The 22,201-nt window shown below is 41.3% G+C and carries 17 protein-coding genes and 3 pseudogenes; 15 read left to right on the forward strand and 5 right to left on the reverse strand.

The window, feature by feature from the left end; translation table 11 throughout:
• The first annotated feature begins 198 nt into the window (after nucleotides 1-198).
• The 4 genes from manR to HC660_RS03095 all read left to right on the forward strand — a co-directional run bounded on the left by manR (nucleotide 199) and on the right by HC660_RS03095 (nucleotide 6,021).
• Nucleotides 199-2,151, forward strand: a complete 1,953-nt coding sequence (gene manR, locus HC660_RS03080) for a mannose transport/utilization transcriptional regulator ManR (protein ID WP_168747040.1) — start codon at nucleotides 199-201, stop codon at nucleotides 2,149-2,151.
• 148 nt (nucleotides 2,152-2,299) lie between these two features.
• Nucleotides 2,300-4,240, forward strand: coding sequence for a PTS fructose transporter subunit IIABC (locus tag HC660_RS03085; protein WP_168747041.1), 1,941 nt, complete (start codon nucleotides 2,300-2,302; stop codon nucleotides 4,238-4,240).
• Between the two features lie 13 nt (nucleotides 4,241-4,253).
• A complete protein-coding gene (gene manA / locus HC660_RS03090; protein WP_168747042.1) occupies nucleotides 4,254-5,201 on the forward strand; it encodes a mannose-6-phosphate isomerase, class I in 948 nt (315 codons plus the stop codon).
• Nucleotides 5,202-5,595: 394 nt separating this feature from the next.
• Nucleotides 5,596-6,021, forward strand: a complete 426-nt coding sequence (locus HC660_RS03095) for a MaoC family dehydratase (RefSeq protein ID WP_010333159.1) — start codon at nucleotides 5,596-5,598, stop codon at nucleotides 6,019-6,021.
• Between the two features lie 223 nt (nucleotides 6,022-6,244).
• On the opposite strand, the gene HC660_RS03100 is transcribed toward HC660_RS03095, so the two are convergent.
• Entirely contained in the window at nucleotides 6,245-7,144 is a 900-nt protein-coding gene (locus HC660_RS03100; RefSeq protein ID WP_168747043.1) for a DMT family transporter, read from the reverse strand.
• A gap of 132 nt (nucleotides 7,145-7,276) precedes the next feature.
• Here HC660_RS03100 and pdxR point away from each other — a divergent pair, with 132 nt between their 5' ends.
• Both pdxR and HC660_RS03110 read left to right on the forward strand, forming a co-directional pair.
• Nucleotides 7,277-8,725: a MocR-like pyridoxine biosynthesis transcription factor PdxR gene (gene pdxR / locus HC660_RS03105; protein WP_168747044.1), complete on the forward strand. Its 1,449-nt coding sequence runs from the start codon at nucleotides 7,277-7,279 to the stop codon at nucleotides 8,723-8,725.
• 206 nt (nucleotides 8,726-8,931) lie between these two features.
• Nucleotides 8,932-9,705 carry a GNAT family N-acetyltransferase gene (locus tag HC660_RS03110; RefSeq protein WP_168747045.1) on the forward strand — a complete coding sequence of 258 codons (774 nt, stop codon included), beginning with the start codon at nucleotides 8,932-8,934 and terminating at the stop codon, nucleotides 9,703-9,705.
• A gap of 86 nt (nucleotides 9,706-9,791) precedes the next feature.
• Here the strand turns inward: HC660_RS03110 and HC660_RS03115 are convergent.
• A pseudogene (locus HC660_RS03115) lies at nucleotides 9,792-9,909 on the reverse strand (MBL fold metallo-hydrolase); the annotation flags it as partial.
• Here HC660_RS03115 and HC660_RS03120 point away from each other — a divergent pair.
• The 6 genes and pseudogenes from HC660_RS03120 to HC660_RS03145 all read left to right on the forward strand — a co-directional run.
• Nucleotides 9,905-10,089: pseudogene (locus HC660_RS03120) on the forward strand (PLP-dependent aminotransferase family protein); the annotation flags it as partial. The pseudogenes HC660_RS03115 and HC660_RS03120 sit on opposite strands and share 5 nt — an antisense overlap.
• Before the next feature lie 303 nt (nucleotides 10,090-10,392).
• Nucleotides 10,393-11,013: a nitroreductase family protein gene (locus HC660_RS03125; RefSeq protein ID WP_010333164.1), complete on the forward strand. Its 621-nt coding sequence runs from the start codon at nucleotides 10,393-10,395 to the stop codon at nucleotides 11,011-11,013.
• A gap of 26 nt (nucleotides 11,014-11,039) precedes the next feature.
• Nucleotides 11,040-11,984, forward strand: coding sequence for a ring-cleaving dioxygenase (locus HC660_RS03130; RefSeq protein ID WP_168747046.1), 945 nt, complete (start codon nucleotides 11,040-11,042; stop codon nucleotides 11,982-11,984).
• Between the two features lie 126 nt (nucleotides 11,985-12,110).
• Nucleotides 12,111-12,500 carry a DoxX family protein gene (locus tag HC660_RS03135; protein ID WP_168747047.1) on the forward strand — a complete coding sequence of 130 codons (390 nt, stop codon included), beginning with the start codon at nucleotides 12,111-12,113 and terminating at the stop codon, nucleotides 12,498-12,500.
• Nucleotides 12,501-12,684: 184 nt separating this feature from the next.
• Nucleotides 12,685-13,023: a thioredoxin family protein gene (locus HC660_RS03140; protein ID WP_168747048.1), complete on the forward strand. Its 339-nt coding sequence runs from the start codon at nucleotides 12,685-12,687 to the stop codon at nucleotides 13,021-13,023.
• 589 nt (nucleotides 13,024-13,612) lie between these two features.
• Entirely contained in the window at nucleotides 13,613-14,086 is a 474-nt protein-coding gene (locus HC660_RS03145; protein ID WP_168747049.1) for a GNAT family N-acetyltransferase, read from the forward strand.
• A 317-nt stretch (nucleotides 14,087-14,403) separates the two neighbouring features.
• Here the strand turns inward: HC660_RS03145 and abc-f are convergent, their stop codons facing one another.
• The 3 genes from abc-f to dinB all read right to left on the reverse strand — a co-directional run bounded on the left by abc-f (nucleotide 14,404) and on the right by dinB (nucleotide 18,453).
• Nucleotides 14,404-16,038, reverse strand: coding sequence for a ribosomal protection-like ABC-F family protein (abc-f, locus tag HC660_RS03150; protein ID WP_168747050.1), 1,635 nt, complete (start codon nucleotides 16,036-16,038; stop codon nucleotides 14,404-14,406).
• A 340-nt stretch (nucleotides 16,039-16,378) separates the two neighbouring features.
• Entirely contained in the window at nucleotides 16,379-17,755 is a 1,377-nt protein-coding gene (locus HC660_RS03155) for an amino acid permease (protein WP_010333171.1), read from the reverse strand.
• Between the two features lie 188 nt (nucleotides 17,756-17,943).
• Nucleotides 17,944-18,453: a damage-inducible protein DinB gene (dinB, locus tag HC660_RS03160; RefSeq protein WP_168747051.1), complete on the reverse strand. Its 510-nt coding sequence runs from the start codon at nucleotides 18,451-18,453 to the stop codon at nucleotides 17,944-17,946.
• 167 nt (nucleotides 18,454-18,620) lie between these two features.
• Here dinB and HC660_RS03165 point away from each other — a divergent pair, with 167 nt between their 5' ends.
• From HC660_RS03165 to HC660_RS03175, 3 genes and pseudogenes are all read left to right on the forward strand, one after another.
• Nucleotides 18,621-19,079 carry a MarR family transcriptional regulator gene (locus HC660_RS03165; RefSeq protein ID WP_168747052.1) on the forward strand — a complete coding sequence of 153 codons (459 nt, stop codon included), beginning with the start codon at nucleotides 18,621-18,623 and terminating at the stop codon, nucleotides 19,077-19,079.
• Nucleotides 19,076-21,733, forward strand: a complete 2,658-nt coding sequence (locus HC660_RS03170; RefSeq protein ID WP_168747053.1) for an MMPL family transporter — start codon at nucleotides 19,076-19,078, stop codon at nucleotides 21,731-21,733. Before HC660_RS03165 ends, HC660_RS03170 begins: the two co-directional genes overlap by 4 nt.
• A 51-nt stretch (nucleotides 21,734-21,784) precedes the next feature.
• Nucleotides 21,785-22,166 (forward strand): annotated as a pseudogene (locus HC660_RS03175) (SDR family oxidoreductase); the annotation flags it as partial.
• Nucleotides 22,167-22,201: the final 35 nt, after the last annotated feature.

A 22,201-nucleotide genomic window follows, 5' to 3' on the forward strand; every position in this document is an offset into this window, starting at 1 on the left:
TTCTTTATGGTGAGCATCTTCTTTTTAATGATGAACAGGTGAATTTTCTGAGCAAAAATCCAATTTTTCCGGAAGTTTCGGTAAAAAACGAAACTTTTAGCGCGTGTATTTTACTTTATAATGTAAGCGGTTTCTCCTATAGTATACTTATACTATCGTACATCATTTGAGTGAAACACAGGAAGGATAGAAAAACAGATGAGATACATGAATACTAGACAAAAAGACATTTTGTATCTGTTGTTATCTGAACCTGATGACTATTTAGTTGTGCAAGATTTCGCCGACAGGGTAAAGTGTTCTGAAAAAACGATCAGGAATGATCTGAAAACAATCGAAGGTTATCTGCATGAACATTCCCCTGCTCAGCTCATTCGCAAACCAGGATTAGGAGTCTATTTAAATATAGAAGAACATGAAAGGGCCCGGTTAACTCAACAATTAGGTACTGAACATTTTGGCTCAAAGCACCAGTCCGATGAAGAAAGAATTCTGCAAATCGCTTATCAATTATTAATGAACCCAAAACATGTGTCAGCAAAAGAAATTGCCGCTCAGCATTTTTTGAATAAGTCTTCCATTAAAAGGGATTTACATGAAATTGAAGGGTGGCTAAAGCGATTTGATCTCAAATTGGTGTCAAAGCAGCGGCTCGGTTTAAAGATCGAGGGAAATGAAAGAAATAAAAGAAAAGCCTTAGCCAGAATCTCTGATTTGATTGATAATCCAGAGTTTACAAGTCAATTTATCAAAAGCAAGTTCTTAAGTCATGAAGTGAAATTTGTGGCGAATGAATTCAAAACATTGCAAAAGCACCATTCTATCTATTTCACAGATGAAACCTTCGAGAATCTATTATTGCATACATTGCTGATGATACGCCGAATCAAAATGAAGCAGCCCATCTCGATTTCGCCAACAGAAATGGCAGCAGTAGAAAAGAAGAAAGAATATCAGTGGGCAATGACATGTTTAAAACGGCTGGAAGCGGTTTTTGCCATCCGCTTCCCTAAAGAAGAAGCCGTGTATGTAACGTTGCATATACTCGGCGGAAAAGTTCGTTTTCGAGCTCAGGGAGAAGAGAAAAAGGTTCTGGAAAATCCCTTGCTTCCCATGGTTGTGCGGCATTTAATTGATCGTGTATCAGAGCTGAAAATGCTTGATTTTCATAGTGATCAGGATTTGATCAACGGATTGAACATCCATCTCAATACAGTGCTAAACCGGCTGAATTATGATCTTTCTGTATCAAATCCAATGCTAAATGACATAAAAAAAATGTACCCTTATCTGTTTCATATGATCATTGACGTTCTGGAAGACATCAATCAAACGTTTGCTCTTTCTATTCCTGAGGAAGAAGCCGCTTATCTGACATTGCATTTTCAAGCTGCGGTCGAACGTTTGCACCACAGCAGCGAGAAGCGTAAAAAGGCAATCATCGTCTGCCACATGGGCATTGGAATGTCACAATTGCTGCGAACAAAAATTGAACGGAAATTTCATCAAATCGCGGTGAAGGCCTGTATTGCAAAAGCTGATTTAGCAGATTACACAACAAAGCATGGGGACGTAGATCTTGTCATTTCCACGATAGCGTTAGAACATGTGCCGATTCCTCATATTGTTGTATCACCGCTGTTGGAGCCTTCTGAGGAGAAGAAACTAAGTGCATTTATGGATCAGGTTGACGTATCGCAACGCCAAACACAAAAAACGTTTAAGATGCTGAACAATACGACTCCTTTCTTAGTTTTTTTGCAGCAAGAGTCAGTTCATCGCTATAAGCTGATTGAACAAATGGCAATGGTTTTATACGAGAAAGGCTATGTGGAAAAGGAGTATGCCATTCATGCTGTGATGAGAGAAAAAATGTCGGCGACAAACATTGGAGCTGGCATTGCGATTCCTCATGCAAACTCTAAATTGATTAAACAATCAGCGATTGCGATTGCCACATTAAAAGAGCCGCTTGATTGGGGGGCCGAAAAAGTGTCACTCGTCTTTATGCTGGCTGTCAAACACGAGGATCAAAACATGACAAAGCAATTGTTCCATGAACTGTCATATCTAAGTGAGCAGCCGGCATTCATTCATAAGCTGACGAAGGAAACAAATGTTATGAGATTTTTATCTTATTTGGATTATTAAAAGCGGGGCTTCGATGCCCTGCTTTTTTTGTATATGGAAATATGCTAGTTTTTCCGGAATTAACGGTAAAAAACAGCGCTTTTACAAGCATGATTTTGATATACAGTTGTTACAGGCCTTATGATTCATACTTTAAAGGAGGACTCGTATGAAACTGTTAGCGATTACATCATGTCCGAATGGAATTGCCCATACATATATGGCGGCTGAAAATCTGCAAAAAGCTGCCGACAGATTAGGCGTCCAAATGAAAGTCGAGACCCAAGGCGGAATCGGGGTGGAAAATGAGCTGACCGGAGAGGAGATTCGTGAAGCAGACGCGATCATTATCGCTGCAGACCGCTCGGTAAACAAAGACCGGTTTATAGGAAAAAAGCTGTTGTCTGTCGGGGTTCAGGATGGTATCCGCAAACCGGAAGAATTAATTCAAAAAGCACTTAGCAGCGATGTGCCGGTCTACCGTTCAGCTTCAAAATCGGAAGCCGGCAATCAACAGGAGAAAAAACAAAATCCGATTTACCGTCATTTAATGAACGGTGTTTCCTTTATGGTTCCATTCATCGTCGTCGGAGGATTATTGATAGCGGTTGCATTGACGCTTGGAGGTGAGAAAACACCGAAAGGCTTAGTCATTCCGGACGAATCTTTTTGGAAAACGATTGAACAGATCGGAAGTGCCTCATTCTCATTCATGATCCCGATTTTGGCCGGATATATCGCGTACAGCATCGCTGATAAGCCCGGGCTTGTACCAGGAATGATCGGCGGATACATTGCAGCGACGGGAAGCTTTTACGGCAGTGCAAGCGGCGCCGGTTTCCTCGGCGGCATCATCGCCGGTTTTTTGGCGGGGTATGCTGCCCTTTGGATCAAAAAATTGAAGGTTCCAAAGGCGATTCAGCCGATTATGCCGATTATTATTATTCCAGTGTTCGCTTCACTAATTGTAGGTTTGGCGTTTGTGTTTTTGATCGGTGCACCTGTAGCCCAAATTTTCGAATCTTTAACGGTATGGCTGGCGGGTATGAAAGGTTCGAGCTCCATCCTGCTGGCATTGATTTTAGGCGCAATGATTTCATTTGATATGGGAGGTCCCGTAAACAAAGTGGCATTCCTGTTTGGATCGGCCATGATCGGAGAAGGAAACTATGAAATTATGGGACCGATTGCCGTCGCCATTTGTATACCGCCGATCGGCCTTGGGATTGCAACGTTTTTTGGAAAAAGAAAATTTCAGGAGTCGGAAAGAGAAATGGGAAAAGCATCATTTACCATGGGGCTTTTCGGCATCACTGAAGGAGCCATTCCATTCGCGGCACAGGATCCGCTTCGCGTCATTCCGGGGATTATGGCAGGTTCTATGACTGGTTCTGTGATCGCTATGATCGGCAATGTCGGAGACAGAGTAGCACACGGCGGGCCCATAGTTGCAGTACTAGGCGCCGTTGATCATGTATTGATGTTTTTTATTGCAGTGATTGCCGGATCTCTTACCACCGCTCTTTTAGTTAATGTACTAAAAAAAGATATTCCGGTTTCTTCACCCGCCGGGCTGAGTGAAGCTGCAGCGGCGAATGACGTTCCGCAACAGCACAATGAAGCGGAAAGCAGACAGATGGAGAAGACGGATATTCACAAGCTGACAGACATTATGAGTTTAGATCTAATTGAACCAACTTTATCAGGCGAAACCAGAGATGACATTATTGATGAAATGATTCAAAAATTGTCCCGAACAGGTATGCTGCATTCAGAGAGCGGTTTTAAACAAGCGATCATGAATCGCGAACAAGAGGGGACAACGGCGATTGGCATGAATATCGCGATTCCGCACGGGAAATCTGATGCGGTCAAGAAGCCTAGTGTGGCATTCGGAATCAAACAATCAGGCATTGACTGGAACAGTCTCGATGGATCAGAAGCAAAGTTAATCTTTATGATCGCTGTACCGAAAGATAGCGGAGGGAACCAGCATCTGAAACTGCTGCAAATGCTATCTCGAAAACTGATGGATGACAGCTACAGGGAAAGGCTGCTCTCTGTGCAGACAAAAGAAGAAGCATACAAACTCCTGGATGAAATCATATAAAGGGGGGGGGATCATGATGGCTGAACCGCTATTTTTCAAGCCGGTTTTCAAAGAAAAGATTTGGGGCGGCACCGCTTTAACCGCTTTCGGCTATGACATTCCGTCAGAACGAACGGCGGAATGCTGGGCTTTTGCAGCACATCAAAATGGACAAAGCATTGTTCAAAACGGGATATACAAGGGGCTTACGCTCAGCGAATTATGGGACCATCATCGGCATTTATTCGGACATCTGAAGGGGGATCGCTTCCCTCTTCTCACGAAAATTTTGGATGCCAATCAAGACTTATCCGTTCAGGTGCATCCAAAAGACGAGTATGCAAAAATGCGTGAAAAAGGGGAGCTCGGAAAAACGGAATGCTGGTATATCATAGACTGCCAAGAAGATGCAGAAATCGTTTATGGCCACAACGCAAAAACAAAGGAAGAACTGATCTCGATGATAGAAGTTGGAAAATGGGACGAGCTCCTGCGCCGCGTAAAGGTAAAACCGGGGGATTTCTTCTATGTGCCAAGCGGCACCGTTCATGCGATTGGGAAAGGCATTCTCATTTTAGAGACGCAGCAGAATTCCGATACTACCTACAGATTATATGATTATGGCCGAAAAGATACAGAAGGCAATTTTCGCGAGCTCCATTTGGAAAAGAGCATAGATGTGATAGACGTACCATTTGCACCGGATCAGCAAACGGTTCAATATGAACAAACAGATGATTTGCACAGAGCCGTATTGATAGAGTGCCCTTATTTTTCAGTGGAAAAGTGGGATTTAACAGGATCAGCAAGTTTAAAACAGCAAAAATCATTCCATCTTGTCAGTGTCATCGAAGGAGAAGGCCGGATAATCTCAAGCGACCATACATATGACTTTAACAAAGGAGATCATATGTTGCTGCCTTACGGGTTTGGGGAATTCAAACTCACAGGGGGTGCGGAGTGTATCGTATCTCATCTGTAAAATAAAACTTTATACCAGTTTCATTTTTGATATAAAGAACGAACCAAAGTGATCTCATTTTGAGCTAAATGAATAGTTAAATATAAAAAGATACCACTGGTATCTTTTTTCACGCTTCAATCTTATTTGAGCAAAAGAGAAGACGAAATGTGTTTCTGAATGATTTGTTTGTAAAAAAACAAGCTATCCTATTATAAACGCAGGTTTTTTATTTCATGTGCAAAATCATCTTTGAGCTGTCACGTTCGCTATTTCAAATGTTTCTTTCCCGAAACCCAACATTTGATCTGACAAGTTTTATAGGTAAGAATGTAAAGGATGATCTACATGAAATATGATAAAGTATTTTTAATGCGTTAGTTGTTGAAGGAATATTTTGATAAGAGGTGTATTTATGAAGTTTGATGAATTTGCGATTGGACAAGTATTTCATACAAAGTCTTTTAGGGTAACAAAAGAAAATGTAATGAGGTTTGCGGAAGAATTTGACCCTCAATATATGCATGTAGATGAGGAAAAAGCGAATCAAGGCAGATTTAATGGAATCATCGCTTCTGGAATACAAACGTTAGCCATTTCTTTTAAGCTGTGGATTGAAGAGGGTTACTATGGCGACGATATTATCGCTGGAACAGAGATGAATCATATTAAATTCATAAAACCCGTGTATCCAGACGATGAATTGCATTCAGTTGTTGAGGTTGTAGATAAGAAACCAAAGAAAAGTGGAACGGGAATACTTACTGTATTGATATTTACTTATAATCATAAAGAAGAGAAAGTATTTGAAGGTGAGTTATCGGTATTGATTAAGCAGTGACTAATGTAAATTAAAGTTTTTCATCATCAACTACCTATTGATATGGATATCAATGTTAAAGGCTCATCTTAGAAAGAAACATACCAAATCATATTGGTATGTTTTTTTGTTCATGCATTTTTTTATGGAACCTGTCATTCCTGCAATGACAGGAAGCAGAGTACCGATACCTTGCATCAAGTCGGTAAAGAAAAGAAAATTGGCAGTTTGACAGAAAAGAAAATTAGAACTTTCTAATCTCCTTTACCACCTTCATTTTGCTTCCTTTTATGTAGGTGAAACAAACCCCGCAGACAGTAACTATTCCGCCTAGCAGTGAAATAAATGCAGGCATTTCGCCTATCCACACCCAGGAAATCACCAGTGTCAAAGCAGGCGTTACATAAAGTGAAATCGTTGCTTCAGAAGGACCGACGATTGAAGTTACGTATGCAAGCGCAAAGTATGGGATAACCGTCGGGAATAAACCTAAGTAAACGATAGACAATGTGGAGTTCATTGAGGCGAGTATAAACTCTCCCCATAAACCTGGAAGAAAAACAAGCATTGGTATGACTGCCCCCCAAATTGTGAACGTTACAAATGGAATAAAGCCATACTTTTTTATATAGCGGGCTTGAAAAACGAAATAAATACTCTCTGCAAAAGCTGCCAGCAGGATGAACAAAATCCCTTTCATAGAATGCGTATGATCTCCTGTCCCAAATGTAATAAATGACACACCCAATAAACTAATGATAGAGCCAATCCATTTAGAAAAACCAAAATGTTCACCAAAAAACAGTCGAGATAACACCGCAGAAAAGATTGGTGCTGTTGTTACGAGTAAGCTTGCAATCCCGGCACTAACTGTTTTTTCACCGATATTAAGCAAAAGGTGATATAGTGCAAAACCTAAAAACCCTAATAATAAGATGACAGGGACATCTTTCATGTCAGGTAAGCGCATTTTAGTCAGCGCAGCAAAAAGTAACAACGCCATAGATCCGATTAACAAACGAAATAAAGCAAGGTGTTCTGGTGTGTAGTATTCCAAACCTACACGAATTCCAGGAAAAGCTGATGCCCACAATCCAATCATAAGACTGTAAGATATAATCAGTTGAACAGTTTTCTTTTTCATGATCTTCACTCCTTCTCTACAAAAACCAACCAGTGATTTAGTGTGTTATATACTAATAGAGATTTGATAAAATGACTTCAACCAGTTACGCAATTTATGACCCAACCACTTAGTAGAAGGAGACTGCTTTTGATGAGCTTTACAGAAGAAAAAACGAATAGAAAGCTTCCTAAGTACTTACAAATCATTGACTATATAAAAGAGAAAATAGGAAATGGAGAGTGGCCGATTGGAAGTAAGATTCCTAGTCAGCGAACGCTTGCAAAAGACTTTCATGTAAATCGAAGCACGGTTATCACAGCGTTAGAGGAATTGATGGCAGATGGATTGATTGAAGGCAGAATGGGTAAAGGGACAGTTGTCATCAACAATACTTGGACACTGTTAGCTAAGAATTCTGCACCTAATTGGGAGAAATATGTAACTTCTGGAATCCAGCAGCCAAGCCGAAGAATTGTTCAAGAAATCAATAAATCAGAATCAAATTCCGATCTTATACAGCTCAGCAAAGGAGAACTTTCAAATGAGATTTTTCCTTTGTCTGCCATGAAAGAGATTATGGGCAAGGTATCTAAAAATATAGAGGCGTTCGGATATGAGGAACCAAAAGGATACTTACCCTTAAGAGAGGCATTGAGTGTTTATTTAAAAACAATCGGGATTCAGGCTTCTCCTTCATCCATTCTTATTGTTTCAGGAGCACTGCAAGCCTTACAGCTTATATCAATGGGGCTTTTGCAAAGAGGATCAACTGTTTTTCTTGATCAGCCATCTTATCTTTATTCATTACATGTATTTCAATCAGCCGGAATGAATCTGACCGGACTTCCTATGGATAAAGAGGGGCTTTTGCCAAACCATATTCATATGACAAAGGGAGAACGGGGGAAAGCCATATTATATACAAACCCTTGTTTTCATAATCCGACTGGTATCTTAATGTCAGAAGAGCGGCGGAAAGAAATCCTTGCAGCAAGCGAGGAAACACAGCTTCCCATTATTGAAGATGACATATATCGTGAGCTATGGATAGATGAAAACCCGCCATATCCCATTAAAACAATAGATAAAAACGGCCATGTGCTATATGTAGGAAGTTTATCGAAAACGCTAAGTCCCGGCTTAAGGATTGGATGGATAGTCGGACCAGAACCAGTGATTGAACGTTTATCCGACATTAAAATGCAGACAGATTACGGATCCAGTTCGTTATCTCAAAGAGTTGCGGCGGAATGGTTCACATCTGGCCAATATCAGCGGCATTTAGAACGTGTGAGACATCAATTAAAGATAAGAAGGCAATTTGTTACGAGCGCTTTAGAAACCAATATGAAGAATGCAGCTGTTTGGACTATTCCAAAAGGGGGATTCTTTATCTGGTTAAAAATTTTGCCTTCGATATCTATGAAATTACTTTATAAAAAAGCCTTAACAAAAGGGATTCTTCTCAATCTTGGCAGTATCTATGCTCAGGAAAAAGGCAATTATATTCGCTTGTCATACGCTTATGCATCCCTTGAAGATCTCCAAAAGGGAATTTATGAATTAAGTTTGATGATTAAGGAACTTGCAAGTAAATAAATATGCATTCAATGTTGAGAACCTATCTATCAAGCAATGTTGGTATGTTTTTATTTTTATGCGTTCTTAGAAATGTAAGATGAATATGTAGAGGAGTAGGTATCTCCTCATCTTACTGGGCTGTTCTAAAAAACAGAAGTGTCCCTTAAAAGAGGGAATTCTTTTATGGATAGAATAAAAGAGAGAAAGTGATAGGAGGGTACAGTTTGCAGGAGGTAAAGAAAGAACAATATAGTGATGTCAAAGCATTGATCCATCATAAAGAAACATGTTGCCCGACATTTGTTTATTCAATATTAGAACAAACCATTCCAGGAGTTGTTTATGCAGAGGATCAATCGTTTCTGATAGGAACCAGCTCAGGAATTTATTATGTTGCAGGGGATGAAAGGAATCAAAATGTCCATGAATGTATCGTTGAATTACACAAAAAGAGAGCAGAATCCAAAAAAAGATTTACGCTGTATTCTCCCAATCGTTCATGGGACAGCGTAATAAAAACTGTACTGCGTGATGAATTGAACCAAATGATGCGATATGCGCTTTCTCAACAATTTTCTGCCAAAAAGGCTTTTCAGCTTCCAAAGGGATTTACATTAAAAAGAATAAATGAAGATATCATTTCAACCAGCACTGAATTTCATAAAGCTTATTATGAGGAGTATTGGGGTTCAGTCTCGAATTTTTTTAAAAACGGATTTGGATTCGCTGTTTTGTATGACAATCATGTTGTCAGTGAGTGCACTTCCATATTTCTAGGCGGCGATCATGCGGAAATGGATATCTATACAAGCGAAGAATATAGAGGGATGGGGTTCGCTTATATTGCTGGGAGCAAATTTATAAATGATTGTCTCGAAAAAGGCGTCACCCCTAGCTGGGATTGTGATGTCAGCAACAAGTCATCTATTCATTTAGCAAAAAAACTAGGATTTAAGATATCAACCAAATACTCCATCTTTTTTAAAAAATCGGGTTAAAAAAACCCTTCTTAGGAAGGGTCTTTTCTTGAGCACCAAGCTGACGGAGAATACCATGTTTATCCACATGAACCCTTTTCTCCATTTTAAAATGAATAGGATTCGCCATCATCCGGTACCAGGTACATGAGATGACATGCCTTTTTCATGAATAAAGCTTTTTAATTCTTCTCTAGATAACGCCCAATGGTTGACAGTCTCCATATCAATGAAATCCCTTTATATAAAAGCTTTATCAAAAGGGATTCTTCTCAATCTCGCCAGTATCTATGCTCAGGAAAAAGGGAATTATGTTCGCTTATCATATGCTTATGCATCGCTTGAAGACTTCAAAAGGGGATTTATGAATTGGGTTTGATGATTAAAGAATTGGCAAGGAAGTAAGGTGAAAGAAAAAAAGTTGGAGCCGGGCTAAAAGATCACACACCAAACATATAGGTTCTTATGAAACAAGCGGTGATGGCACACCAATTAACATCTGCTTCAGTGGAAAATTCCACTATTTTTTAAAAACAGTTGACATTTGAACATCCATATTTTATTATTATCTCATATTCAAGATATTTTAATTCGAGATAAATAGCCATGACCAAGCGTAAACCTGCTTGTATATAGAATCTCAATCCTTCTAATGTGATTTTTTTTAATATAATATCTCGAATTCGAGATAAAAGAGGAGTGGCGTAAATGGCTGAATTTTCACAGCTAGTCAAAGAAAGAAGATCTGCAAGCAACTTCCTATCGGATCATCCAATCACGAAAGAAGAACTTAATGAGATGTTTGAATGGGTTGCATTGGCTCCATCGGCTTTTAATTTACAGCATACAAAATATGTGACGGTTCTAGACCCGGGTGTAAAAGAAAAGCTGAAACAGGCCGCAAACGGACAATATAAAGTGTTTAGCTCATCTGCGGTTCTTTTGGTATTAGGAGATAAGCAGGCATATCAACAAGCGGCTGACATCTATGAAGGATTAAAGGTGTTGGGGGTGCTAAATAAGCAAGAGTATGACCACATGGTTCAAGACACCGTTTCATTTTATGAAAGCAAGGGAGAACAATTTAAGAGGGATGAGGCGATAAGGAATGCTTCACTTTCTGCGATGATGTTTATGCTGAGTGCTAAGGAAAAGGGCTGGGACACCTGCCCTATGATCGGCTTTGATGCTGAAGCCGTGAAACGGATTTTGAATATAGATGATCAATTTGAGGTTGTCATGATGATTACAATCGGGAAAGAAAAAACAGAGAGCAGAAGGCCGCGCGGTTACCGGAAACCTGTGAATGAGTTTGTTGAGTATATCTAAATGAACATGTAAAGGAGCGGGTAAAAATGGCTAAAACAACGATGGGAATACATCATATTACAGCAATTGTCGGTCACCCTCAAGAGAACGCAGATTTTTACGCAGGAGTCTTGGGGCTTCGATTGGTCAAGCAAACTGTCAATTTTGATGATCCAGGTACGTATCATCTTTATTTTGGAAATGAAGGCGGGAAGCCGGGAACAATCATCACCTTCTTTCCGTGGGCAGGAGCCCGCCAAGGCATCATTGGGGACGGTCAAGTTGGCGTGACTTCTTATGTTGTGCCGAAGGGAGCTATGGCTTTTTGGGAAAAGAGACTTGAAAAGTTCAACGTTCCATACACCAAAATCGAGCGTTTTGGAGAACAATATGTAGAATTTGATGATCCGCACGGTCTGCACTTAGAAATCGTGGAAAGAGAAGAAGGAGAAGCCAATACGTGGACGTTTGGAGATATAACACCTGATGTTGCCATTAAAGGCTTTGGCGGTGCAACCCTGTTATCAGCACAGCCTGATAAAACCGCTGAGCTATTAGAAAATATCATGGGACTGGAACAAGTCGGCAAGGAAGGTGACTTCGTTCGTTTTCGTTCTGCCGGTGATATCGGAAATGTGATTGACCTTAAATTAACGCCTATTGGCCGCGGACAAATGGGAGTCGGCACAGTGCATCACATCGCTTGGCGTGCTAGTGATGACGAAGATCAATTAGATTGGCAAAGATATATTGCTTCTCACGGATACGGTGTGACTCCTGTTCAGGATAGAAATTATTTTAATGCGGTTTACTTCAGAGAACATGGGGAAATCCTGTTTGAAATAGCAACTGATCCGCCGGGCTTTGCTCATGATGAATCACCAGAAACAATGGGTGGAAGGTTGATGCTGCCTGTGCAGTATGAACCGCATCGAACACAAATTGAACAAGGGCTGCTGCCGTTTGAAGTGAGAGAGTTAGACGGATTGTAATAACGCATGAAGAGAAATAAAGAGACATATATTCAACAGATGACCGCTGGAAGTTACTGGAGGTAAATAACAAGACGTGCTGCCTTTCAGCACATCATGTTACATCAAAAATAAGGAGAGATAAAAATGGAAGATGCAGGACTATTGCTTATTCGTATTATGATTGGTGTGGTGTTTCTGTTTTATGGATCACAAAAAGTATTCGGCTGGTTTGGCGGATACGGGATTAAAGGAACCGGACAATGGTTCGAGTCAATTGGGGTTAAACCAGGTAACGCCGCGGCCGCTTTATCAGGTCTTGGGGAATTAGTAAGCGGAATATTATTTATTTTAGGTGTATTCCTCCCGCTTGGAGCTGCTATCATAACGATCATTATGTTAGGTGCCATCGTAAAAGTCCATGGAGCGAAAGGATTTGCGAATGGCGCGGGCGGTTTTGAATATAACGTGGTGCTGATTGCAGTCTCCATCGGGGTTGCACTCATCGGTTCAGGGGCTTACGCTTTGCATTTTTAATACGAAAGTATGTAAGAACAGTTACTGGCAAGCGGTAACTGTTCTTTTGTTTTGCCATTTTCATGCAAACTTGCAGGTGCCCTGCAAAGCAAAAAAGCGGATATCATAAATATAAATGTGTATAGTGAATGATACGTATCGATGCTTGGTCATGAAAAATAGACCAATTTGAAGGAGTAAATGGATGAAAGAGATGACAGAATTACATTCATTAGATGCTATAGAGCATTTTATTATGCAGCATCAATTCAGTTTTATCTATATATCAAGACCCGGCTGTACAGTATGTCATGCTGTTCTGCCGCAGCTCAGAATATTATTGGATCAGTTTCCAAACATCACATTGGGGCATATCAATGCTGACGATGTAGAAGAGGTCGCCGGCCGATTTTCGGTCTTCACCGTCCCTGTGCTTCTTTTGTTTATCGATGGGACTGAGTTTCTGAGAGAAGCTCGTTTTGTTCATTTTGAACAGCTCGAAGAAAGGCTGAAAAGGGTTTATCGTTTATATGAAAATGAATAAAGCTTTACGCTTTCCAAATGAAAAGGAGCTCTCTGAAATGGGGCTGGAGCAAATGAATCAAGATGTTCTGTATCATACATGAGGATCAATCAGGGGATATAAATGATTTCCTCATTTCATCATATCTTCAGCCGTCATCTAGTAGAATATCATTGGGCTTGCATAGAAACATCACATCATTTCTAAACAAACCAATAAGTGAAGCAAAAAAGGGTGTTACAAGGTGTAGCATCCTTTTTGATTTTTTAGAAATAGTAATATTCAAATAATGTAGGAAAGGGGGTTTATTAATGAAGAGCAAAGATGTTAAGAAAGAAGGGCATCATCGTGGGGATCGTCACAAGGGCAGAGGCGGTTCACACCATCATGGACCAAAAACTTTTCGCCGCGGCAGGGCCATTGCACTTTAGAGATGGTGCATTTTTTTCTCTTATATCCCTACAGTCTTTTATACTGGTTTGCAGGAAATCTTTTTCTCTTATCGAATGATAGAGAGTCAGAGGCTTAAAACGGGTTATTGAAGAGCTTTTCATTTGTACGCAGTGATGTCCGGCATTGGCTGGACTTTTTTTATAAGGAGGAATACAGGATGGCGTTAACTTTGGAAGATATGACTGTGGAAGAGTTTAAAGCATTTCGCGGGATGTCCGTGCAAAATTATGCGAAACAAAACATAGCGTCGGGAACTTGGACAGAAAAAGAGGCGATTGAGAAATCGGAGCAAGCATATGAGAAAATGATTCCGGATGGACGAAACAGCAGCAATCACAACTTTTGGAACATTACAAATGAACAAGGGGAAAGGATAGGATGGCTCTGGCTGTATGCTGATCCGCTCCATCCACAAAAGGAAGCATTTATTTATTCCTTTGGATTATATGAAGCCTATCGCGGAAAAGGGCTGGCTCAATTGGCGCTTCAAACGCTGGATGGAAGAGCAAGAGAGATGGGCGTGGAAAGACTTGCGCTTCATGTGTTTGCGCACAACGAGACAGCCGTCTATCTCTATCAGAAGATGGGCTATATCATGACAAATATCAAAATGCGGAGACAGCTGTGCTAGCAGGTGAAAATGGGGGTCTGCTTAGCGGACGCGTTTAGTCCAATAAAAGACAATGACTACTTGGATAGCGTCGCGGCGTATTTTATTCCCTCCTTTGAGACGCTAAGGTCATGGGAATCGATAGAGTCATGAGGAATTCCAAAATCATTGAGATGTCTGAGGTTGTTGAAGAAGAAGTGGCGTCTATCATTGACTTTTTAAGTCCCGGAAGCATGTGCTAAATGTAGCCTTTTGCAGGCAATGTCATGTAAGACTCTATCTTTTGGCGAAAACTTGAAAAATACCAAGGGCGAACAGCCCTTGGTATCCCTTACACACTATTGATCCAGCTCTTTCATTCGTTTCGTAAGCTCATTGAACGCCTGATCAAGCTCTTTGTACCCTTTATCATTTGGCGTCATAAAACTAAGCTTTCCCAGCACTTCTTGTCTTTCTGTCTCTAGCTTTAAACGAAGCTCTTCCCGGTCATTCCTTTCTGAAGGAACGTCCTTCAATTGCTTTTCGATGCCATTGTCTGAAATAACGAGTTTACTGTTCGTTGTTTTCTCAAGAAAATAACGGTCGTGTGATACCACAATCAGTGTGCCGCTGTATTGTGACAGTGTTTCTTCCAGCTGTTCGCGTGACGGCAGGTCGAGGTGATTGGTCGGTTCATCTAATATCAGCACGTCTTTTTCCTCTAAGATATATGCCATCAGCTTGCACTTTACACGCTCACCCATACTCATATGTTGAATTGGTTCTGTCCATTGAGAAGCTGTAAAGCCCAATTGCGTCATGATATTCTGCACGTTTCCTCTCGCCTTGAACGTGTCTTGATAAAATAACTCCTCCGGTGTTTGTGCTAAAGGCAAATCAAATACTTCCTGTGTTAAATAACCGATTTTTGCAGATGGTGATATCCATACCTTTCCCTCTGCCGTTTCCTGTCCAAGAATGACTTTCAATAAGGTTGTTTTTCCGCTGCCGTTTGGGCCTGTAATGGCAACCTTTTCTCCGTGCTGAATCGTAAAGCGGGCGTTTTGAAACAGTGTCTTTTCGCCAAATGACTTCGTCAGGTTTTGAACCTCCAAAAACCGTTTTCCTGTTTTATGAGCTGTATCAATTGAAAAACGAACAGTATATTCCGGATCGACAGGTTCAGCCTTTGTTTTTTCGAGTTCTTTTTCAAGCCGCTTTTGTTTCGATTTGATCTGGGCATCTGTGCGCTTTGCTTTTACACGATGGTATTCTTTAAACCCTTCCTTTTTCGTCGATTGTGCGTGGGCTTTTTTCGACCATGAAGTGAGTTCTGTCATTTGTGCTTCAATTCGTTCAATCATTTTCTGCTGTTTTTCATATTCACGCTGCTGTGCCAGTCTTTTCTCTTTCCGGAACTTCATGTAACCAGAGTAATTCCCTTTATATTCAGTCAGCGTGTGGCCTTCGATTGACCATATTTTCGTGGCAACTTCATCTAAGAAATACCGATCGTGCGAAACGAGAATGACAGTGCCGCTAACATTTTTCAGCTGTTGAATGAGAAATTGCAGGCTTATGTCATCAAGATGGTTTGTCGGTTCATCTAACAGGAACAGGTCTGCATCCTCTGATAGTCCTTTTGCCAGCCGTGCTTTCAGTTTTTCTCCGCCGCTTAACTGGCTGAAATCACGGGCTGGCACGCGCCATTTCTCCAGCAGTTTCACTTCGGCAGGTGTCTGATTCTCAAAGGAAAACGATTCAGTCTCCTGTTCAACCAGCACCGTTTTTAAGCCGTGCTGCATCCATTGGATTTGTCCCTGTGACGGAGTTAAGTCCTTGTTGATCAGGTGAAGCAGTGTCGATTTTCCAGCTCCATTTTTACCGATAATCCCAATGATATCGCCTTGCTGAACGCTTGCATGTATGTGATTAAAAATGGTAAGATCCTTCACTTCATAGCTGACGTTTGTAAGTTTTAATTGTTCTTTCATCTATATCCCTCGCTTTAAGGGAGAACAAAAAAATCCTCCCAAATGTTTTGGAAGGATTAGCCGTGCCTTTGCCATGATGAAATAAGCTATTCTTCATAAAATAGCGCGTACGTATATAGAAAATGGGCAGACTAATCCTATTTTTTATGATTTGAAATATACGATTTCAAACGTGAAAAATAAGATTAGTTAATCATTGTCCACCCATCATCCCTTCTCAATTTATTACAAACAATATAGCATTATTTTTCAATTTGAGCAAAGAAAAATGGGAACTCCTCTGGATATTCAATTAAAAAAGCTCCTGCTCTCATTTCTGAGGGCAGGAGCTGTAAGAGGGTTATTGCTGCTTTAATTTTCTTACTTTATAAATCACAATCAGCAAAATAAACCAAACCGGTGTAACAAATAAGGAAACCCGAGTATCCTGTGCTAATGCCAGCACAACAAGGACAAACGCCAGAAATGCCAAAATTAAATAATTCGTAAATGGATAAAGCGGGAGCTTAAATTTGTTTGCTTTCGCCAATTCAGGTCTTGTTTTACGGTATTTCATATGGCAGATAACAGTAATTCCCCAAATATAGATAAAACATACGGTGGAAATACTTGTGATCAAGGTAAATACGCCTTCCGGCATGATGTAGTTCAATGTGACACCGATTAAAATCACAATAGCTGAAAAGAACAATGCATTTCTCGGTACCTTGCGCGGTGTCAGTTTTGCCATTGATTCCGGCGCATTCTTATCTTTCGCCAGTGAATAGACCATGCGGCTTGTACTAAATACAGCACTGTTGCAGGCTGAGGCAGCTGACGTTAATACAACAAAGTTGATAATGCTTGCCGCACCGACGATGCCGACTGCAACAAAGACCTGTACGAATGGGCTTTCGCTAGGGTTGATGACATCCCATGGATAGATGCTCATAATCACAAGAAGCGCCCCAATATAGAAAAGCAGCACCCTTACAGGGATATTGTTGATCGCCTTAGGGATGACTTTTTCAGGGTTTTCTGTTTCACCCGCTGTAAGCCCGACGAGTTCAATACCGACAAAGGCAAACACAACCATCTGGAACGACAGGATAAACCCGTGCATGCCATTTGGAAACATACCTCCGTGGCTCCAGAGATTTGTGAAACTGGAGACGCCTGAGCTTGTGGAAAAACCTTTAAAGATCATGACAAGGCCAATGACGATCAGCGCCAAAATGGCAATGACTTTAATTAAAGCAAACCAAAATTCTAATTCTCCAAAAAGCTTGACGGTTGCCAAGTTCATAATCAGTAAAATAATCAGAGCGATTAAGCCGGGCACCCATTGCGGCACACCAGGGAGCCAATATTGAGTGTAGAGCCCGACGGCTGTCAGATCAGCCATTGCAATCGAAATCCAGCAGAACCAATAAGTCCAGCCGGTGATAAAGGCTGCCATATCGCCTAAATAGTCTTGTACAAAATCAACAAAAGAGTGATAGTTCAAATTTGATAGCAGCAGTTCACCCAGAGATCTCATAATCAAAAAGCAAATGATCCCTGTGATCATGTAAGCAAATAGAATCGACGGTCCGGCAAAATGAATGGATTTTCCTGAGCCGAGAAATAAGCCCGTTCCAATGGCCCCGCCGATGGCGATGAGCTGGATGTGCCTGTTTTTCAGGCCTCTTTCCAATTTTTGCTGATTTATATTGTCTTTCGTCATGTCGTCTGTCACTTTGTGTGTTCCTCCATTGAAAATTGTTTATTGAGTCAGCAATATATTTTTAATGATTATTATAACACTAAAATTTCGATCTTTTTTACTATACAGGAAATATGGAAGGAAATTTTAAGGTTTATCGATGCTTCACATGATACGAAAAAAGCGGCTCAATTGTGGGAGCCGCTTTTGTTTACGCCATTTTATGCTTTTTTCATATACAGATAAAGCCCATAATCAGTCGGAGCAGATGCGTACCCTATCTGATGCAGCATCGCTGTTATGTTGCCGCGGTGGTATGTCCCGTGATTCACAACGTGGGGAACCAGCTCAGAAACAGTCGTTTTCATGATTCCGCCTGAGGGATTTATAATTTGGAGGGGCTTATTGAGCTGTTCTTTTTGCTGCAAAAATAATGTATAGCGCTCCGATAATGTCAGAAACTGGGCTTCCATTTCCTCCATTTCTTTTGCTTCTGTCTGTTCTTTAAGTTGTTCAGCTAACGCCAAAGCATCGGTCATGCTTTGGCCGGAAAACACTTCCATCCAGCCGAGATCAGAAAGATAAACATGAGACAACACATGCGATATCGATGGAAACACGCTTTGAATGTCTTGGTGGTACACCTCTTTTGGAAGCTCTTTTAATCGGTTGAATATTTGCTGATTGGCCCAGACGTTATATTCATACGATTTTAATGAAAAATCCGACATGTTAATTTTTCCCCTTTCGCATTTATAGAATCCATTATACACGAACGAGTGTTCTTGTTGTCGTGTTCGTGAATAAAATATGTTGACAGACATAGTTTAGGGGAATAAACTAATTGACATTGAGCATAAAGTTTAGAGGGGTAAACTATAGTGAGGAGGGGCAGATGTTGAATGAACAAAAGCTATGTCAGGCGATAAACCTGTTTGTAGAAGTATTACTTGAAGGGACAGAGTTTGTGCATCGTGAAATCAATCAGGATGTCTTCAAGCATATCTCAAGGGAACAGGCGGACCTGTTAAAAATTTTAAAAGTTAAGGGCCCAACGTCTCCCGGCAGCCTGGCCATGTATCAAAATGTACATAAAAGCGCGATTTCGAACAGGCTGAAAAAGCTGATCGATAAGGGATTGGTTGAATGGGATGACTGTCCGGCAAAAAGTGATAAGCGCTCTAAGCTTATTAACATCACAGCCAGCGGTGAAAGCATACTGGAAGAATTAGATTCAGCCATTTTTAATGCTCTCAAAGAGCTGATTGATGATATAGATGAGAAACACTTAAATTCTATCATAGAGATATTCACTATTCTAAAAAGCAAATTTAAAGGAGGAGATTCTGCAGAATGAGAGCAATCATCAAATTCAAGTGGGCCATTGCAGCAGTTATATTAGCACTTACCGTCGTATTGAGTTTGTTTTCTCCGAACTTAACGGAGCTGGCCAATCAAAAGGGGCAGGCCCAGCTTCCTGCTGATGCGGTTTCAGAAAGAGCAAATGCCATTTTAAAACAAGCGGGAGAAGACAATAATTCGCTCAGTATCGTCTTTACATTAGACCACGCTTTGAAGAAAGAAACAGAGGATCAGCTCGAGACAATGATTGATAAAGTCAAAAAGATCGACGGTGTAGAAGAAGTAACGTCTCCTCTAACAGCAGAAAAAGAAGTCAAAGACCAATTGATTTCAAAAGGCAAGAAAACGATTCTCATTCCTGTCACGATTACAGGTTCTGATAAAAAAGCGGAAAAAATCGCGGATGACATCTATAAAATCGTTCCTAATGATTTGACTGCATATATTACGGGAGCCTCTCTCATCAATCAGGATTTCGCTCATAGCTCAGAAGAAGGGCTCAAGAAAACGGAAGTGATCACAGTCTGCTTGATCATCGGTTTACTGCTGATCGTGTTCCGATCTGTTGTGACGCCTTTTATCCCGATTGTAGTTGTCGGTTTCTCTTATCTGATCAGTCAATCTATACTGGGCATCCTTGTATACAATGTAGATTTTCCGATCTCGACGTTTACGCAAACCTTCTTAGTTGCCATCCTGTTCGGTATCGGAACAGATTACTGCATTCTGCTTCTTACCCGATTCCGTGAAGAGTTAGCAAACGGGCATGATAAAAAAGAAGCGGCGCTTATCGCTTACCGTACAGGAGGAAAAACCTTATTTATTAGTGGATTTGCGGTATTGGTCGGTTTTTCCGCCTTAGGATTTGCGAAGTTTGCGATTTTCCAATCCGCAGTAGGGGTCGCAGTCGGTGTAGGGATCTTAATGATCATTCTCTATACACTGCTGCCATTATTTATGGTAACGCTGGGTGAGAAATTATTTTGGCCTTCTAAGAAAGTGCTGTCGCACAGTGACAACAAATTATGGGCGTTTCTCGGCAGACATTCCGTTATGCGTCCGTTTCTGTTTATTGCCATTACGGTGTTTATCACGCTTCCGTTTATTTTGACCTATGATGACCAGATTTCCTTCGATTCGACTGCGGAAATCAGCAGCGATTATAAATCAGTAAAAGCTCTCGAGGCCATCAAAGATGGATTCGGTGAAGGGAAAGCGTTCCCGATCAATGTTGTCATAAAAGGAGACAAAGATCTCACAACAGCTGATACAATCCCTTATCTCGGAAATATCAGCAAAGCGATTGAGAAAGTCGAGCATGTTGACTCTGTCTTGACCATCACGCAGCCGACTGGTGAAAAAATCAAAGATTTATATATTGATAAACAGCTAGGCTCGGTTTCAGACGGGCTAGATAAGACGGTAAAAGGAATTGCCGATGTCCAAAGCGGTTTAACTGATATCGAAAACGGGTTGAATCAAATGGCGGGTCAAACCGGCTCAAACTCAAATAGCAGCTCCGGCGGTTCACTGGGCGATGCGGCAGACGGATTGGGCAAAATCAATCAGCAGCTGCAGCTCGTAAGTAAACAGATTTCCCAAACCGGCAATACTGCACAGACCGTGCAGCAGCTTGCGGCAATCAGCGGACAGCTTGGACAGATTCAAACCGGACTTGAACAAGCGAACCAGCAGATCTCAGGCCAGCAGGCGCAAGCTGGAACACTGACAGAAAGCCTGAAGAAGCTTGCAGGGGGCGTGAAGAGTGCAAATGATGGCCTGACGAAAATCTCTGACGGCATGACAGCTTCCAGTGATATGTTAGAGGACATGAGCAAAAGCTCAACCGTAAGGGATACAGGGATATTCATTCCTGATCAAGTCATGAAGGATAAAGACTTTAAGAAGTCAATCGACCAATATTCCTTTGAAGACGGCAAAGGCGTGCAATTAAGCGTCGTCTTGGATTCTAATCCTTATTCAGAACAAGCCATTACAACAATAAACCAAATCAAAAAAGCTGTAGCAAACGAAGTGGACGGCACTCCTCTCGAGGATGCACAGATCGTATTCGGCGGGGTCACGAGTGTGAATGCTGATTTAAAAGAGCTTTCCACAACGGACTTCTCCAGAACAATGGTGATCATGATTATTGGCCTGTTTATTGTGTTAACGATTTTGTTCCGCTCCATGATCATGCCGATTTATATGATCGCGTCACTGCTGCTGACGTATTATACGTCGATATCCATAACAGAATTAATTTTTGTAAACGGCTTAGGTAACGCCGGCGTCAGCTGGGCAGTACCGTTCTTCAGTTTTGTCATATTGATCGCGTTAGGCGTAGATTATTCGATCTTCTTGCTGGACCGATTTAAGGAAGAGGTACACCTTGGCATTCATCAAGGTGTCATCAGGTCAATGAGCAAAATGGGCTCTGTCATCATCACCGCGGCTATTATTTTGGCCGGTACATTCGCGGCGATGATGCCATCAGGCGTCAATACGCTGATGCAGGTGGCAAGTGTCATCATTATCGGGCTGCTGCTTTACGGCCTTGTCATTCTTCCGCTCTTGATGCCGGCAATCATTGTGACATTTGGAGAAGGAAACTGGTGGCCGTTTGGCAGAAAGAAAAATATAGAATAGAAAAAAAGAGTGGTGACAATTCATTTGTTCATCACTCTTTTTTGTAGATGGAAGAGGCCGTTTTTCGTCTGTCAGCAAGCGATGAAATACATGGAGGGGAAGGGGGGAAAGCCTCAACTTTTCTGCATTGTTGTCAGGCAAATGTCTCCTGCGTACAGCGTATATGCGGGAACAAAAGGTGCGGTTGAGCAATTCGCCCGTCAGCTAGCCAAAGAATTAGCCGGAAACAAATCACCATTAATGCGGTTGCACAAGGGCCAGAGAACACCGGGCTGTTTCATGCAGGCAAAACCGAGCAGCAGCTAGAAGGAGTGAACAAGTCGACTGCATTGGCGAACCGGAGGATATCGCAAATGTGATTGACTTTTTGGTGAGCGAAAAATCCCAATGGATCACAGGCCAGACGATCCGTGTGCATGGCGGATTTATCTAAAATGAAAAAGCTCCCAAGAGTCATTCTTGGGAGCT

The sequence above is a fragment of the Bacillus mojavensis genome (assembly GCF_012648005.1).
In the GTDB taxonomy this organism is placed as follows: domain Bacteria; phylum Bacillota; class Bacilli; order Bacillales; family Bacillaceae; genus Bacillus; species Bacillus mojavensis.